This is a genomic window from Lysinibacillus sphaericus, from assembly GCF_005217585.1.
Classification (GTDB): Bacteria; Bacillota; Bacilli; order Bacillales_A; family Planococcaceae; genus Lysinibacillus; species Lysinibacillus sphaericus.
In genome coordinates this window covers 930,905-946,449 of sequence record NZ_SZPT01000002.1, presented here as the reverse complement: position 1 = coordinate 946,449, position 15,545 = coordinate 930,905, and the positions used below count along the sequence as shown (strand labels likewise).

Genomic DNA, 15,545 nt, shown 5'->3' with positions numbered 1-15,545 from the left:
TTTAGAGATACTTGTTAAATGGACTTGGAGGATATGGAATGCACGGAATTTATATACGCTACAATGTCTCAGAAAAAAACCAAGAAGCAAAATGGCCCCGAAAAGTGGATGCATTTGCGTATGTTCAACGAGGAAAACCACAACAAGATAATGACAACATGCTTTCAATGGAGGAGCTAAGAAGTCATGCAATCCGATATATTAAAAGTTTAAAAGAAAATGCGAGTGCCCATTTAGTAGAGCAACATAAAGGGGAAATTGAGCATTTCGATCGCCGTTATATGGAGTCGCTAAAAGTCAAAGAAAATATCGATTCACAGCTTATTAATCTAGAAGAAGTTCGCTTATTATTGCAATTGATGAATGTATTGAATTTATCGCATAGTTTTGGTGAAAATGCTGGGAAGCTGTTACGTCAAATTACGCCATACGCAAAAGATATAGAGCATCCTACTTTCCAAACTACGCGAGTTGAGCGTCATTTTTATAGTGAAATGATTGAGCAAATAGAAGCAATATATGCACGTATTATGCGTCAGCACAATCCATCCACGACAGAAATTCAGCAATCAGAAAAATTATGGATTAGCGTTTGTGAGCAAGCAATTGACAAAGTAGAAGCACGCATTGAGCGCTTATCTTCTATTAAATTAAAGCATGAAAAAAATTTATTAGAGTATAGTCAGTTAAAGCAACAAAACATTGAGGCAAAGGAACGATTAGACCACGCTGTCAATGAACTTGATACGATTTTAAATGTACTAGAATCCTAAGCTGCTATATACAAAAAAGGCATGTTGCCAATTAGTGTTCATTGCTAATTGGCAACATGCTTTTATTTTGCATTATTTTTTTCTGCTTCTTCACGCTTCCATTGGCGATAAACTCGTAATAAGTCAAACCCTAGTACAATCACGATAAGATAGAAAATAGGGCTATTATAAGATAAGCCAATTTCGGACTCGCCACCTAATAATGTGAGCACAATCCAAAGACCAACTGTATAAAGTGTTAAACCAGCATATGCTTTTTTGGATAGCTTTTTATATGTACCTTTTGATGACACTAGATTTATACCAACTAGGACAATTAATATAACAAGAATAATTTTCTTCGACAATATTTCTGCTAACGGAGTGGCAGGGAAAAAATCATTGACGAATAGTAAAGTGAAAAAAATGAAAATACAAACATTAATAATTGTTGATCGCTTCATGCAATATCTCCTTCGATGCCTTTATTCTTTTCTATTGTAACATGGTTTGAGTTTGAGAAATAAAAATACGCAAAAGAATGAGAAGGGATTAATGCTAGCTTCTTAATTTTAAAAATTTTGATAATCTTAAAAATTATGAAACTTTTTCCTTAGGGCATCCGTATAGTAGGTAATATGATGAAAAGGGGTGAACAACTTGACGCTATTTGGCTATTCACTCGAGCAAATTTATTTGGTGGTGTTGATTTTCGCGGGACTTGCAACGATTTTGTTTATGTTTTTCGGCGAAGTAGTCGAGGGCATTGGGGATGGTCTACCGATTTTTAATCCAAGTGTCATTTTATCATTCTTCACATTGATGTCAGCAGCTGGATTTATATTAGAAAAGTTAGCCTTTTTCTCTAGCGCATGGAACATAGGTGTGGCTGCTATCATCGGCGTGATTTTAAGTGCCCTATTTTATTTATTTATTCTTGTTCCACTAAAATCAGCGGATGTTTCATTAGCCTATACGGAACAATCTCTTGAGGGGCAGTTAGGTAAAGTGATTGTACCAATACCAGAAGATGGCTTCGGTGAAGTTGTTATTGAGACAACGAGCGGTATGATTGCAAAGCGCGCAGCAGGCTATGACAATGAGGTCATCGATTATGATTCGACCGTCCTTGTTGTTGAAGTGAAGGAAGGCACTCTTTTTGTAAGAGCCTATGAAAAAAAGTTTATATAAAGGAGAGATACAGTCATGTCAACGGAGATTTTAATTGTCTTGGGAATTGTAGCATTTATTTTAATCGCACTAGTGGCACTGTATGTAACAAAGTATCGTACAGCGGGTCCTGATGAGGCACTGATTGTGACAGGTAGCTATCTTGGCTCAAAAAATGTACATAAAGATGAGTCAGGAAACCGTATTAAAATTATTCGTGGGGGCGGTACATTTGTGTTCCCAATTTTCCAGCAAGCACAACCATTAAGTCTATTATCAAGTAAGTTAGAAGTAACAACGCCTGAAGTTTATACAGAGCAAGGTGTTCCCGTAATGGCGGATGGTACAGCGATTATTAAAATTGGTGGTTCCATTTCAGAAATCGCTACAGCGGCTGAACAGTTTTTAGGAAAGCAAAAGGCAGAACGTGAAGGGGAAGCACGTGAAGTATTAGAAGGACATTTACGTTCTATTTTAGGATCAATGACAGTTGAGGAAATTTATAAAAATCGCGATAAATTTTCGCAAGAGGTACAACGTGTAGCTTCTCAAGATTTAGCGAAGATGGGTCTTGTCATTGTGTCCTTTACAATTAAAGATGTGCGCGATAAAAATGGTTATCTTGATTCACTAGGGAAGCCTAGAATTGCACAAGTGAAACGTGATGCAGATATTGCAACTGCCGAGGCAGAAAAAGAAACGCGCATTAAACGAGCAGAAGCATCAAAAGAAGCGCAAAAAGCTGAGCTAGAACGGGCAACAGAAATTGCGGAAGCGGAAAAAGAAAATCAATTAAAAGTGGCGGAATTCCGTCGTGAGCAAGATATAGCCAAAGCTCGTGCCGACCAAGCTTATGAATTAGAAACTGCACGTGCGAAGCAGGAAGTAACAGAGCAAGAAATGCAAATTCGCATTATTGAACGTCAAAAGCAAATTGAATTAGAAGAAAAAGAAATTCTACGTCGTGAAAAGCAATATGATTCAGAAGTGAAGAAAAAGGCAGATGCCGACCGCTATGCAGTTGAGCAAAATGCAGAGGCGGAAAAAATGCGTGAGCTTGCACAGGCAGATGCGGAAAAATATCGTATTGAGTCGTTAGCAAAAGCGGAAGCGGAGAAAATACGTTTAGATGGTATTGCGAAAGCAGATGCTGAGCGTGCACAGGGTGAAACAGATGCCGATATTATTCGTCTTCGTGGTCTAGCGGAAGCAGAAGCAAAACGTAAAATTGCGGAAGCCTTTGAATACTACGGTCAAGCAGCTGTCCTGGATATGGTTGTACGCATGATGCCTGAGTACGCAAAAGAGCTTGCAAGTCCACTTGGCAATATTGACAAAATTACAGTTGTTGACACGGGTAGTGGAGAAGGAGGCAGTGGTGCGAACAAGGTCACTTCTTATGCAACGAATTTAATGTCAACCTTGCAAGAAACATTAAAGGAAACTTCCGGCATTGATATGAAGGAGTTAATCGAAAGCTATGCGGGCAAGCATACATTGCGTCCAGAGCTTGAGCGTATTGCAACGGAGCTAGTGAAAAAGCCAGAGCCTGTTGCGACGACAGAACAAGTAAAAGAAACCGTCGAACAATAAACATTGAGAAAAGCTACCTAAAACTTCGGGATTAGGTAGCTTTTTTATGTTAAGTGGAACTTTATGAAGTAATAGTGGCGCAAAGCCAAATACTATTAGCGACGAATATCGTTACCCAATAGTACTGATGCTGATGTCCATTCGCTCGCAAGCATGCCGTAAACGACGTGATCGACATAGTGATCGTATAGCCATTCTGCCGCGCGAATGGTTCCTTCCGTTTTAAAACCAAGTCGCTCTGGAATCGCGCGACTTTTTGTATTGCCAACAGCAGCACGAATTTCCACTTTATTTAACTGGAGCTCGACAAAAGCATACTGTACTAGCGCTTGTACTGTTGTTGTCATAATGCCATGTCCTTGAGCATCTGCACTAAGCCAATAGCCAATGGCTGCAATTTTATTAGCATGATTGATCGTATTAAAACCCGCAATTCCTACAATTTTATCGCGGAAAATAATCACAAAGGACATACTACTTTTTGTTTCATAACCAGCAATACAGCCTTCTATATAGCTTTTTGTATCCGCTAGTTCCTTTGTAAAATCTAACCATGGTAACCATTCACGTAAATATGCTCTCGATGTATCCGTTAGTGCGAAAACCGTTTCTGCATCATCAAGCGTGATGGTTCTTAACATTAGTTCGTGATTGATTGTAATCTGCATTGGTATTGTAGCCCTCCGTTTCGATAGTTTATTTCAAGGCATTATGCATGAAGCCCTTCATTTCTTGACTTAAGGTTGTAAGTTCGTCGATAATTTCACTAAAATCTTGGACAAGTTGTGCTTGTTCATTAGTCGCATCGGAGATTTGACCCATGTTTTTCTTTAAATTATCAAGATTTCGAGTAATATTGCGCAGAGAAGCTTCAATATTTTCCGTGGCACTTGACGTTTCAAAAGAAAGCTTTCTAACTTCCTGTGCTACGATATTAAAACCAGCTCCATGCTGACCCGCACGCGCAGCTTCAATCGAGGCATTTAAGCCAAGTAAATTTGTCTGTTGAGAAATGTTTTTTATTAAATCTGTGACATCATTTGTTTTTTCAGAATCTTCTAGGGCATGTTGTGCCTGTTTATTAATCTCCTCACTAGTGGCAGCTAACTCCTCCGAATGAGAGGCGATGTTATGTACTTTATCTTGAAGGTTATAGACGATACTATCCATTGTATTCATATAATGTTCGAGTTTTAGCTCATTATCGATAGGAAGTCCAAACGCTAGAGCGCCAATCACTTTGCCATTTTCTCGAATTGGAAATGCAAAGGCGTTAATGGCAATGCCATATACATCCTCGGGTATGATGACATCTGCATTTTTTCCAGTAAAGGCGATGTAAACATTTTGATCATTTGCATTTACTTGTTGCCCATCTACATAACCTGAGTCAACACGTTTGCCTGCTAAGTATTTTACAACTGTTTCACTTTCTTTATCAACGACAGCTACAATTGCTTCTTCTTTTAATGCAAGATGGATATAGTGCGCTGATTGTGCTAAAGCTTCGATTATTTTCATGAAATACCTCCAAATTGTAGAATAACAGTCATTATATTACTCACTGTAGCATATAAACGCCGAATTCAACATAGCAAAAACATGCATTTAACATTAAATTACTATTATTACTATTAAATATATTAATTGTAAAAAATAGAAATAATACTATTTAGCAATGTATAGAATTGTCAAATAAAAATAGTAGAAAATATAAAGAAGCTCTTTAATTTTGTCTATTTTTCGACAATCCACACTGTATTTTGGAGAATATTGTATTAGAATAATAGATAGATGGACTCGTAAATGGAGGAGATTGAAATGGAGTATATAGAGAAAGGAACAAAGGCATTCCACAAAGCAAATTGGGCTTTATTTTTAGCAGGCTTTATTACCTTTGCGAATTTATACGTTTCGCAGCCATTGTTACCGACATTTGCAGAGGAATTTCATGTCTCGCCAGCAGTAGCGAGTTTGTCACTATCGGTGACCACATTGGCACTGTCGATTAGTATGATTATTGTTGGCTCATTATCTGAGGCGTGGGGTAGAAAGTCATTAATGACGATTTCGATATTTGCAGCATCCATTTTGACGCTAGCACTCGCTTTTTCACCAAATTTTGAAACCATATTAGTATTGCGTGTAATTCAAGGTGTTGTATTTGCGGGCTTACCAGCAATTGCGATGGCTTATTTAGGAGAGGAAATGAACCCATCTAGCCTAGGTATTGCAATGGGACTTTACATAAGTGGCAATTCTGTAGGTGGTCTTAGTGGACGTGTCATTATTGGTACATTAACAGACCTTTATAACTGGCAGGTTGGTATGATTGTACTTGGTATCATTAGTTTAATCATTAGTGTGTTATTTGTCTGGATGCTACCGAACTCGCAGCATTTTTCGGGACGGCCGTTACAAATAAAAGCTTTAACCAAATCACTTATGCAGCATTTAAAGGACCCATCCATGCAGTGCTTGTTTGCTATTAGTTTTGTGCTAATGGGAAGCTTTGTAACACTTTACAATTATATCGGTTTTAAATTAATGGCACCTCCCTATCATTTGAGTGCCACAATTGTCGGTTGGATATTTGTAATTTATTTAGTTGGGACATTTAGCTCTGCGTGGTTTGGCAGTTTAGCTGATCGTTTTGGGCGTCAGAAAATGTTACTGTTAGCCATTGCAATTATGCTAGCTGGTGCCATTATTACTCTACAAGGTCTACTTTTCTTAAAAATAGTAGGAATTACAGTGTTTACCTTTGGTTTTTTTGCAGCCCATTCAATCGCAAGTGGATGGGTGAGCAAACGAGCTACTCATGATAAAGCACAAGCATCGTCTTTATATTTATTTTTCTACTATTTTGGCTCTAGTGTCGGTGGAACGGTAGGAGGCATATTTTGGATGCATTTTGGCTGGATGGGTGTGGTTGCCATGATCACGGTCTTTTTAGTCATTGCTTGTGGGCTAACATTTGTTTTAAAAAGCGTTATTGCCAAACAACGGTTCCTTACTGGGCATTAGCGTGAGGTGCTAAGTTAGTGTTACAACTAGGCATTAATAAAAGCAAAGAAAAAGTGTTAGATTGATTGTCGTCAATCTAACACTTTTTAGGTGTTAACCCATTATATTATAGCCTGCGTCAATATAGATTGTTTCGCCTGTTACACCACGTGATAAGTGAGATAACATCACGATTGTCATATCAGCTACTTCATCTTGTTGAACATTACGTTTTAACGGTGCTGTCTCTTCAATTTTGTGTAAAATTGTATTAAATGAAGGAACGCCTTTCGCAGCAAGTGTACGAATAGCACCTGCAGATATTGCATTGACACGGATATTGTCTTGACCAATATCAGCAGCAAGGTAGCGCATAGATGCTTCTAATGCTGCTTTGGCAACACCCATTACGTTGTAGCCGTCAAGTACACGTTCTGCACCTAGGTAACTCATTGTTACAATTGAGCCGCCTTCTGTCATGTATGGATGTGCTGCTTTGGCTGTAGAAATAAGGGAATAGGCGCTTGTATCTTGGGCAAATGCATAGCCATCACGAGTTGTTTCTAAAAAGCGATTGTGTAAATCTTCTGCATTGGCAAATGCTACTGAGTGCACAATACCGTGGATAACCCCAACTTTTGAACCGATTTCATCGAATGCTGATTTTGTGCTTTCATCACTGTTCACATCGCATTGCACAACAAGAGCATCTGCATGCCCATAATTTTCAAGTTGTTTTTGTAATTTTTTTAAAGAACGTTCCTGACGATATGTGAAAATCACGTTTGCCCCTACATCAAATAAACGTTTAGCAATCCCCCAAGCAATACTGCGATCGTTTGCAACGCCCATTACGACAATATTTTTATCTTTTAATTGTAATAAATTATCCATCATTTATAAGAATCCCCTTTACGAAATAATATCTGTTATTAGTACCAACTACTAAAATCTTATCATACATAAATTATGGTTGCAATAATAAGATGAAAAGGGCATAAAATTGATTTCAATGCGTTCTTCAATTCTAGGAATCATTGAGATTGTTAACGGTGAATCCATGCAAAAAGGCATCCTTTATTGGATGCCTTTTTAGTAAGGTATAGACTATTCGAATTTTAAAGAGTCGCCGTCAAAAGGTTCGTCAGCCACTTTGATAGAATCAGTTGGGCAACCTTCAAAAGCATCTTGCATGTCTTCTAGTAGATCTTCTGGAACTTCAGCAGTTCCCATGTTATCATCTAAAATAACGAAGGCAATTCCTTCATCATCATAATCATAAATATCTGGTGCTGCGGCTCCGCATGCGCCACAAGCGATGCATGTATCTTTATCAACAATTGTGTATTTAGCCATTTCTTTCTCTCCTTTTACGATGTTCCTACAAAGCTTCATACTCATTTTAAAGATGTTTAACTGACATTTCAACCTAATACTATTAAATTGGAGGAATTTGCTTCAATGTTTTATCAAATTTTATTGCAAATCTTTCAAAAACTAAATAATGAACGAACCGTATCAGCGGCCTATCATATCCTTAGAGGAAAGCGTTCAGGCCAGACAATTCAAGATGTGGGACTGTTTCAGTTACATAACTATTTTGGATTACTCCCAAAATTACCTCGTGCGACATTTGATGAAGCTGTTTCTACCTTTTTGCAATATAGTTGGTTAATTATGCAGGAATCAGGTCACTATTCCATGAAAAAGCTAGGTTTACAGCGAGCAGCGCAAACACCAACTTTTTTATTTGACGGTTGGCATTATCGAGGAAATGAACATGTGTTTTTTGCGCGGCTTTCCTTAGTTGTACAAAGTTTGTCCTATCAAAAAGAGGGAATTCGGTCATTTTCACCAATTAGTAAGGATACGCAAGTACAATCATGGGTACGTGCTTTTTTACAAGATCAGCAATATCAATCAGGGCATTTGCAACAGCAATTACTGGATGAATGCTTGCGTGTGTTCGCAACACTAGCCGTTTCTGAAAGTAATAAGCAACTTGCCCTTTATCGATTGAGTGGCTATAGTTTACCAGGTTGGACATGGCAGCAACTTTCCATTGAACGCAAAGAAACCGTACTTGATAGTCAATTAGCATTTATTGAGTTACTACATACACTATTGAATGAAGTGCATGCAACAAACAACTACCCGTTGCTTGGCAAAATAGCAGAAGAATTGCGAGTAAAGGCATTGTTGACAGATTCGACACAGCAAACCGCTTATTTATATGAACAAGGGTATTCAATTGAGCAGATTGTTCAAATTAGAAAGTTGAAACAAAGTACAATTGAAGATCATTTAGTTGAAATAGCAATGAACGAACCGAACTTTTCGATTGGTCCGTTCGTCTCTTATGAGGAAGCGGAAAAAGTTTGGCAGGCATCCAAGCAATATCAAACAAAGAAATTAAAGGCATTGCATGAAGTGGTCAATGACTTGAGTTATTTCCAGCTCAGACTTGTCCTCGCGAAAGGAGAAGTATAATGGAACTAGAGCAAACATTAGCAAAATATTTCGGTTATGCCACCTTTCGACCAGGGCAAAAAGAGGTAATTGAAGCAATTCTTAGCGGGAAAGATGTTATTGCATTATTGCCAACAGGCATGGGTAAATCATTGTGCTATCAGTTGCCCGCTTATTTATTGCAAAAACCAGTGTTAATAGTGTCTCCGCTATTGTCTTTAATGCAAGATCAAGTAGAGCAACTGAAGCGATTTGGTGAAAAAAGGGTAGTAGCATTAAATTCATTTTTAACAGTAGAAGAAAAACGATATGCTCTCCATTTTTTAGAACAGTATCGCTTTATTTTCACATCGCCGGAGATGTTGTTACAACAACAGGTACAGGAGAAGTTAGCAAATATGACGTTAAGTCTTATCGTTGTGGATGAAGCACATTGTATCTCGCAGTGGGGATTTGATTTTCGTCCGGATTATTTGCGCATCGGCGACTGGTTTTCACAAGGTAATCGTCCCCCTGTATTAGCGTTGTCTGCGACTGCAACTGAAAAAGTAGTAAAAGATATTCATGCTACACTATCACTGCATGCACCGTTTGAATTTATGTATAATGTTGATCGTCCAAATATTCACCTCGGACGTGTTCTTTTCGAGGATAGGGGCGATAAAGCAAGATGGATAGTGGAGCATGTAAAAAAAACCGCTGGACCAGGTATTTTATATTTGTCATCACGCAAGCGTGCTGAGCAATATTGTGAACTGTTTATGCAAGCGGGTTTGCGAGCTGCCGCATATCATGCAGGCTATAGTGCGGAGGATCGTCAATTTATTCAACAGCAGTTTATCGATGGAGAGTTAGATTGGATTGTGGCGACCAATGCGTTTGGTATGGGCATTAATAAGGGAGATATTCGACAGGTGATACATGAGACAATGCCTGCCAATGTTGCGAATTATATGCAAGAAATTGGGCGCGCAGGTCGTGATGGTAAACCTGCACTTGCGATTTTACTTTACAGCGATGGTGACGAGGAACTGGCGAAATTTGTAGTAACAGGAGATTTACCGTCATCTAGTCATGTCGATCGCTATCAAGAGCTTGTATTGCAGCGTATTGCCCCCTCTCAAATGTTAAAAAATGGTGAGTTGAGTGAAACAGCCTTTCGTGTGCTAGATTATTGGCTCCATCAGGAACCTGAAGAACGAGTAAAAGCACGACTTCGTCATTTTGCACTTGAAAAATATCAGGCAGTGGATGAAATGTTAAAAATTATAAAGACAAAAGATTGTTTGCGCGAGCAACTTGTCGGGTATTTTGGGCAAAAATTGAAGAAAAAACCTGAAAACTGTTGTGAAAATTGTGGAATCCATTATGATGAAATCAATACAGTACGCATGAAGGAAGAGAAGAAAGTAGAAATGATGGCGTGGGAAAGTCGATTAAAACAGCTTTTAATAAGCGACTAGACTAAACTTACGGTCATTTACTTTTTTCGCAAAATTCGTCATAATAGAATGATAGAAGAATGCGTAGCAAGGTTGGAGGAAAGTCGAATGAGTAAAGAAGACTATCGTGATAAAATCGAAGAACATCGTCAGTCATTTGAAGAAGAACAACAAGAACAGCAAAATCTATCTAGAGTTTCAAGAATGAATAAAAATGGAAGTAATAACAAAAAGCCGAAAAATACAAAACAACGTAAATTTCCTTTAATGACGATTCTTTTTGTTACATTTATCTTAATTCCATTAACTATATTAATTTATTTTGTGCAATTCTATGATCCTGGTAAAACGATTGAAGAAGCTGAAAAAGATACGATGGATGCTGTTGTAGAAATTGATAAGACTGATGGAAAAGCGGAAGCATCTACATCAGCAGATAAAGAAAAAGATGATAAAGCAAATGAACAAGCAAAAGAACAAGCGCAAAAAGATGCTGAAAAGCTAGCTGCACAACAAAAAGCTACTGACGAAGCAAAGAAGGCAGAAGAAGCGAAAAAAGCTGAAGAGGCGAAAAAAGCGGAAGAAGCGAAGAAAGCACAGCAACAGGCAGAGGCAGCAAAAAAGGCCGAAGAAGCGAAAAAAGCGGAGCAAGCACGTAAAGCGGAACAAGCTCGTAAAGCCGAACAAGAAAAGCAAAATGCGACACCAGTAAAAACACATACAGTTAAACCTAATGAAAATCTATATCGTATTGCATTGAATCACTACGGTGATGGTAGTGAAGCAACGCTAGCGAAAATTCGAGCTGCGAACGGTATGACTTCTGACACGGTAATTGTTGGGCAAGTCATTAAACTACCATAAGAAAAACGGTGTCATTCTTTGGCAACGATGTTTTTCTAGTATAAAATAAAGGACAAACGTCAACACCAACATAAGGTTGAGGCAAACGTCTAATTAGCAAAAAGGCGATTCTATAGCGTATTGAATCGCCTTTTTGCTATCGTAAGGAGAAGTGAGGGAATGCTATATATTGGACTATTTCTTTTAATAGTTATCGCCTTCCTACTCTACATGTGGAAGGTCGCGCACGAAAATAATGTGTTGCATCATCAATTATCACTTAAAGGTCAACCAGAAAAGATTCGACTATTTTTTATTTCAGATACGCATTTACGGAAAATAAATCGCTCAATGATTGAACGATTAGAAAGTACATTTGATGCGGTCATCATCGGTGGAGATTTTGCAGATGGACGCACGCCGATTCAGCGTATTCATGAAAATCTCGATTTATTGACACCGTTAGGTCCTACTTATTTTGTCTGGGGAAATAATGATAGAGAAGTGGGCGAGGAGCGACTTCGAGCTATTTTACAACAGCATGGTGTAAAGATTATCGCCAATGATGCTGTGTTATTGCCTAATAAGAACCGCTTTTGGATAAGTGCGATTGAAGATACTTCGACAATGAAATATAGTTTTGATGCTGCTTTTGAAAAAGTGGGTGAGGAGGATTTAGTCGTTTTTATTTCACATAATCCAGGTGTCTTTGCCCGAGTAAGAGCAAAATTTAGAGCTGACTTAATGATTGGTGGACATTTGCATGGTGGGCAAATACGAGTGGGGCCATATGGGGTGCATCCCCTAGGCTCCTATCGACAACGTGAAGGCATTATGACGCTCGTAAGTAATGGCTATGGTACAACTTTATTGCCATTACGTTTAGGCGCGAAACCAGAGTGTCATATTATTGACATCGATATTTCGGATAAATAAACAACCAAAAATGTATAGAAGGCGTATAATGGAAACGATAGTGGATTTTGAAATCATTTTGTAGATGCCCTAAAGGGAGCTCATCTGCAACAGTTAAGCATTTGTGTTTAATACGCTGATGCCAATTTGATAGGAGTGTCAAACAATGCAACAAGTTGATGCAATTATTGTTGGAGGAGGCCCTTGTGGTTTAGCCGCAGCAATATCTTTGCAAAAAATTGGTTTACAACCGATTGTAATTGAAAAAGGAAATATCGTAAACGCTATTTACAATTATCCTACACATCAAACTTTTTTTAGTACGAGTGAACGTTTAGCGATTGGTGATGTACCATTTATTATTGAAGGACGGAAGCCAAAGCGAAATCAGGCACTTGTTTATTATCGTGAAGTAGTACGCTTGAAAAATATTCAAGTAAACCGTTTTGAAAAAGTCGAAAGTGTTGTCAAATCAGGGGAACTTTTTACTGTTACGACTGATAAGGATGTATATGGAACACCCTATGTGGTCATTGCAACGGGTTACTATGATCATCCTAACTATATGAATATTCCTGGCGAGGCATTACCTAAAGTTCACCATTATTTTAAAGAAGGTCATGAATTTTTTGATACGGATGTCCTTGTGATTGGTGGCAAAAATTCAGCAGTAGATGCAGCTTTAGAATTAAACAAAGCGGGCGCTCGCGTCACAGTTGTTTATCGAGGTAGCGAGTATTCACCAAGCATTAAACCATGGGTCTTACCAGAATTTGAAGGTGTTGTGCGCAATGGAGAAGTCACAATGCATTTTAATACAATTGTGAAGGAAATCCGTGAACATGAAGTCATCATTAATATTGATGGTCGTGAAGAAATGATAAAAAACGACTTTGTCTTTGCTATGACAGGCTATCATCCAGACCATTCATTTATCCGTGCGATGGGAGTTACAATTGACGAAGAAACAGGTCGACCATTTTGTCATCCAGAAACAATGGAAACCAATGTAGCTGGATTATTTATTGCTGGGGTTATTGCAGCAGGGAATAATGCCAATGAAATTTTTATAGAAAATGGCCGCTTCCATGGGGATTGTATTGCTCAAGCTATTGCGGAAAGAAAGCTATAAAAGAAAAAGGAAGCTGTATAGGCATGCACTGCTTATACAGCTTCTTTAGACTGTAGAAGGAGGGGAATAATGACTTGGCTTTATTGGCTATTTAGTTATAGTGTTGGAAACTTTTTGACGGCTTATTTCGTTGGAAAAATGTATGGTGTCAATTTGCAACAAGAACGTAGTAAAAATCTAGGAGCCAGAAATGCAGGGAGTGTAATTGGCAAGGCTGCATTTATGTGGACATTTTTGGGGGATGCATTAAAAGGTGTACTAGTTGTAACATTGGGCTATTTCTGGCATTTGGAACAGTGGGTTATTATGGCTGGAGCCTGTTTCGTGATTCTCGGTCATTTATATCCGATTTGGCTAAAATTTAATGGTGGTAAGGGGGTTGCAACGTTTATTGGTGTTGGACTTGCCCTTTCTCCATCTTTATTTTCAATGATGATTGTCGGTACAGCTATTGTACTTGGTGTAACAAGAAGTTTAACACTCGGCATGTTAGGTGGCTTTGTATTTTACATTGGCGCAATTGTACTGACAGGACATTTACAGTTATACATACCGATACTTGTTGCCATTATGTGTATGCTATTGAAGCATTCATCCAATATAAAGGAGTCATTGAGAAGAGGGAAGTGAATTTATGTACTGGTGTAAAGTCGCACAGACAGAAAAGGAATTTGATGCAATTGCGCAGTTGAATTATGAAACTTTTGTTGAGGAAATTCCACAACATGAACCAAATGCGCTGAAAAGAAAAGTCGATCGTTTCCATAAAGAAAATACGTATTTAGTGGTGTATAAAGGTACTGAGCTTATCGGTATGCTAGCCTTTCGAGATCAGCGACCGTTTTCAATCGATGAAAAAATTGGCGAAGTAGAGCAATTTTTACCAAAGGAAATTTGTACAAAGCTTTGTGAAATTCGCTTACTCGCAGTGAAAAAGCCTTACCGCTCAGGTCGAGTACTAATCAGATTAACACAAGCATTAAATGCATTTGCCTATGAAAAGGGGTACTCAGCAGCTGTTATCTCAGGTACTACACGTGAGGAAAAGATGTATAAACAAATGGGCTTTAGCCAATTCGCACCTGCGGTAGGAACAAACGAAGCAATGTTTTTACCAATGGTCTTAACAAGGCAACAATTTGAACAGTCGTTGCAACACAAGCTTGCGCAAGAAAGTTATACATTTTATCCAGGACCAGTGAAACAGCAGGGAGCAATTGTGTATTCTGATATGTCGCACAGGTCACAAGCCTTTCAATCGCTCTATGCACGTATGCGTAGCAAGTTGCTTGAATTATCTGGGGCTAAACAAGTCGCTACAATCGTTGGATCAGGGACGCTCGCAAATGAAGTGATGCTTGGGCAACTCAAGGCCCAACAAGCGGGGCATGGACTTATTTTAACAAATGGCGAATTTGGAGAGCGTCTTCAGAAGCAGGCAGAACGTTGGTTATTGGATTTTGATGTTGTTACGCAAGCGTGGGGAAGCGCATTTGACATGCAGGCATTGGAGGATTTATTACAAACGGGGGCTTATCAGTGGTTGCTTATGGTGCACGGAGAAACGTCAACAGGTGCATGCAATGATTTACACGGGATGAAGCAGTTGGCTAAGCGCTATAACATAAAACTTTGTGTTGATTGTATTAGCTCTTTTGGTGCTATGCCGTTTTTATTGGACGATTGCTATTTAGCGACAGCAGTGAGTGGTAAAGCTATTGGGGCATTGAGTGGTTTGGCCTTTGTGTTTTCTCAAGAACTTGTAGAGCCTGTGACAGCGTTGCCTGCCTATTTGGATTTAACCAATTATCAACATGGAACAATTCCCTATACACTACCAGCAGCACTAGTTGGGAATGTAGTGGAAGCCTTACAAGCCTATCCAGCGCGTTATCATCAACTACAGCAGCGCTACGAGGCATTGTTGCAGTTGCCTTTTATGCATTATCGTTTACCAATCACAGCATATCCAATGATCATCACTATACAATGTCCAAATGGCTTAACCAAGCTAGCAACAGATTTAAAATTAAACGGGTTATTTGTGCATGCAGATAGTAACTATTTAAAACATCGAAATTTTATACAGTTATCGGTGATTCAACCTGATTTTGAGTTAGCCTATAGGCGCTTGCAAAATTTGTTAACTTTCTATAAGCAAACAGTTGATTTATAAGTGACATCTCAAACTAACTATAAACTGCCCCAATTGTTAGGTGGTGT

At 38.6% G+C, this 15,545-nt stretch carries 16 protein-coding genes; 11 read left to right on the top strand and 5 right to left on the bottom strand.

Annotated elements, in window-relative coordinates; translation table 11 throughout:
• The first annotated feature begins 38 nt into the window (after nt 1-38).
• A complete protein-coding gene (locus tag FC748_RS10205) occupies nt 39-773 on the top strand; it encodes a hypothetical protein (protein ID WP_024362365.1) in 735 nt (244 codons plus the stop codon).
• Nucleotides 774-835: 62 nt separating this feature from the next.
• Here the strand turns inward: FC748_RS10205 and FC748_RS10200 are convergent, their stop codons facing one another.
• Nucleotides 836-1,216, bottom strand: coding sequence for a hypothetical protein (locus tag FC748_RS10200; RefSeq protein ID WP_024362364.1), 381 nt, complete (start codon nt 1,214-1,216; stop codon nt 836-838).
• A 196-nt stretch (nt 1,217-1,412) separates the two neighbouring features.
• Here FC748_RS10200 and FC748_RS10195 point away from each other — a divergent pair, with 196 nt between their 5' ends.
• Both FC748_RS10195 and FC748_RS10190 read left to right on the top strand, forming a co-directional pair.
• Complete coding sequence (locus FC748_RS10195; RefSeq protein ID WP_025219059.1) at nt 1,413-1,943, top strand: NfeD family protein; 531 nt, start codon at nt 1,413-1,415, stop codon at nt 1,941-1,943.
• Nucleotides 1,944-1,958: 15 nt separating this feature from the next.
• Complete coding sequence (locus tag FC748_RS10190) at nt 1,959-3,515, top strand: flotillin lipid rafts scaffold protein FloT (RefSeq protein WP_108030398.1); 1,557 nt, start codon at nt 1,959-1,961, stop codon at nt 3,513-3,515.
• Between the two features lie 95 nt (nt 3,516-3,610).
• Here FC748_RS10190 and FC748_RS10185 read toward each other — a convergent pair whose 3' ends face one another.
• Together FC748_RS10185 and FC748_RS10180 are read right to left on the bottom strand one after the other, a co-directional pair.
• A complete protein-coding gene (locus FC748_RS10185; protein ID WP_108030399.1) occupies nt 3,611-4,183 on the bottom strand; it encodes a GNAT family N-acetyltransferase in 573 nt (190 codons plus the stop codon).
• A gap of 28 nt (nt 4,184-4,211) precedes the next feature.
• A complete protein-coding gene (locus FC748_RS10180; protein ID WP_024362360.1) occupies nt 4,212-5,036 on the bottom strand; it encodes a methyl-accepting chemotaxis protein in 825 nt (274 codons plus the stop codon).
• Nucleotides 5,037-5,336: 300 nt separating this feature from the next.
• On the opposite strand from FC748_RS10180, the gene FC748_RS10175 reads away from it, so the two are divergent.
• Nucleotides 5,337-6,542 carry an MFS transporter gene (locus FC748_RS10175; RefSeq protein ID WP_108030400.1) on the top strand — a complete coding sequence of 402 codons (1,206 nt, stop codon included), beginning with the start codon at nt 5,337-5,339 and terminating at the stop codon, nt 6,540-6,542.
• 93 nt (nt 6,543-6,635) lie between these two features.
• On the opposite strand, the gene FC748_RS10170 is transcribed toward FC748_RS10175, so the two are convergent.
• Nucleotides 6,636-7,418: an enoyl-ACP reductase FabI gene (locus FC748_RS10170; RefSeq protein WP_081769866.1), complete on the bottom strand. Its 783-nt coding sequence runs from the start codon at nt 7,416-7,418 to the stop codon at nt 6,636-6,638.
• A gap of 210 nt (nt 7,419-7,628) precedes the next feature.
• Complete coding sequence (locus FC748_RS10165; RefSeq protein ID WP_024362357.1) at nt 7,629-7,877, bottom strand: ferredoxin; 249 nt, start codon at nt 7,875-7,877, stop codon at nt 7,629-7,631.
• Between the two features lie 105 nt (nt 7,878-7,982).
• Between FC748_RS10165 and FC748_RS10160 the strand changes: the two genes are divergently transcribed.
• The 7 genes from FC748_RS10160 (at nt 7,983) to FC748_RS10130 (ending at nt 15,498) form a co-directional block, all read left to right on the top strand.
• Nucleotides 7,983-9,011: a YpbB family protein gene (locus tag FC748_RS10160; protein ID WP_108030401.1), complete on the top strand. Its 1,029-nt coding sequence runs from the start codon at nt 7,983-7,985 to the stop codon at nt 9,009-9,011.
• Nucleotides 9,011-10,453: a RecQ family ATP-dependent DNA helicase gene (locus FC748_RS10155; protein WP_108030402.1), complete on the top strand. Its 1,443-nt coding sequence runs from the start codon at nt 9,011-9,013 to the stop codon at nt 10,451-10,453. The genes FC748_RS10160 and FC748_RS10155 overlap by 1 nt, the downstream gene beginning before the upstream one ends.
• Nucleotides 10,454-10,540: 87 nt before the next feature.
• Complete coding sequence (locus FC748_RS10150; RefSeq protein WP_025219065.1) at nt 10,541-11,296, top strand: LysM peptidoglycan-binding domain-containing protein; 756 nt, start codon at nt 10,541-10,543, stop codon at nt 11,294-11,296.
• 159 nt (nt 11,297-11,455) lie between these two features.
• Nucleotides 11,456-12,211, top strand: coding sequence for a metallophosphoesterase (locus tag FC748_RS10145; protein ID WP_024362353.1), 756 nt, complete (start codon nt 11,456-11,458; stop codon nt 12,209-12,211).
• Between the two features lie 145 nt (nt 12,212-12,356).
• Complete coding sequence (locus tag FC748_RS10140; protein ID WP_108030403.1) at nt 12,357-13,322, top strand: YpdA family putative bacillithiol disulfide reductase; 966 nt, start codon at nt 12,357-12,359, stop codon at nt 13,320-13,322.
• A gap of 69 nt (nt 13,323-13,391) precedes the next feature.
• Nucleotides 13,392-13,952, top strand: coding sequence for a glycerol-3-phosphate acyltransferase (locus tag FC748_RS10135; RefSeq protein ID WP_025219067.1), 561 nt, complete (start codon nt 13,392-13,394; stop codon nt 13,950-13,952).
• Between the two features lie 4 nt (nt 13,953-13,956).
• Nucleotides 13,957-15,498 carry an aminotransferase class V-fold PLP-dependent enzyme gene (locus FC748_RS10130; RefSeq protein WP_024362350.1) on the top strand — a complete coding sequence of 514 codons (1,542 nt, stop codon included), beginning with the start codon at nt 13,957-13,959 and terminating at the stop codon, nt 15,496-15,498.
• Nucleotides 15,499-15,545 lie beyond the last annotated feature (47 nt).

Excerpts from the sequence above, each read along its gene's own strand:
- FC748_RS10205 (WP_024362365.1), top strand. The coding sequence starts at position 39 with ATGCACGGAATTTATATACGCTACAATGTCTCAGAAAAAAACCAAGAA.
- FC748_RS10200 (WP_024362364.1), bottom strand. The coding sequence starts at position 1,216 with ATGAAGCGATCAACAATTATTAATGTTTGTATTTTCATTTTTTTCACT.
- FC748_RS10190 (WP_108030398.1), top strand. The coding sequence starts at position 1,959 with ATGTCAACGGAGATTTTAATTGTCTTGGGAATTGTAGCATTTATTTTA.
- FC748_RS10185 (WP_108030399.1), bottom strand. The coding sequence starts at position 4,183 with ATGCAGATTACAATCAATCACGAACTAATGTTAAGAACCATCACGCTT.
- FC748_RS10180 (WP_024362360.1), bottom strand. The coding sequence starts at position 5,036 with ATGAAAATAATCGAAGCTTTAGCACAATCAGCGCACTATATCCATCTT.
- FC748_RS10175 (WP_108030400.1), top strand. The coding sequence starts at position 5,337 with ATGGAGTATATAGAGAAAGGAACAAAGGCATTCCACAAAGCAAATTGG.
- FC748_RS10170 (WP_081769866.1), bottom strand. The coding sequence starts at position 7,418 with ATGATGGATAATTTATTACAATTAAAAGATAAAAATATTGTCGTAATG.
- FC748_RS10165 (WP_024362357.1), bottom strand. The coding sequence starts at position 7,877 with ATGGCTAAATACACAATTGTTGATAAAGATACATGCATCGCTTGTGGC.
- FC748_RS10160 (WP_108030401.1), top strand. The coding sequence starts at position 7,983 with ATGTTTTATCAAATTTTATTGCAAATCTTTCAAAAACTAAATAATGAA.
- FC748_RS10155 (WP_108030402.1), top strand. The coding sequence starts at position 9,011 with ATGGAACTAGAGCAAACATTAGCAAAATATTTCGGTTATGCCACCTTT.
- FC748_RS10150 (WP_025219065.1), top strand. The coding sequence starts at position 10,541 with ATGAGTAAAGAAGACTATCGTGATAAAATCGAAGAACATCGTCAGTCA.
- FC748_RS10145 (WP_024362353.1), top strand. The coding sequence starts at position 11,456 with ATGCTATATATTGGACTATTTCTTTTAATAGTTATCGCCTTCCTACTC.
- FC748_RS10140 (WP_108030403.1), top strand. The coding sequence starts at position 12,357 with ATGCAACAAGTTGATGCAATTATTGTTGGAGGAGGCCCTTGTGGTTTA.
- FC748_RS10135 (WP_025219067.1), top strand. The coding sequence starts at position 13,392 with ATGACTTGGCTTTATTGGCTATTTAGTTATAGTGTTGGAAACTTTTTG.
- FC748_RS10130 (WP_024362350.1), top strand. The coding sequence starts at position 13,957 with ATGTACTGGTGTAAAGTCGCACAGACAGAAAAGGAATTTGATGCAATT.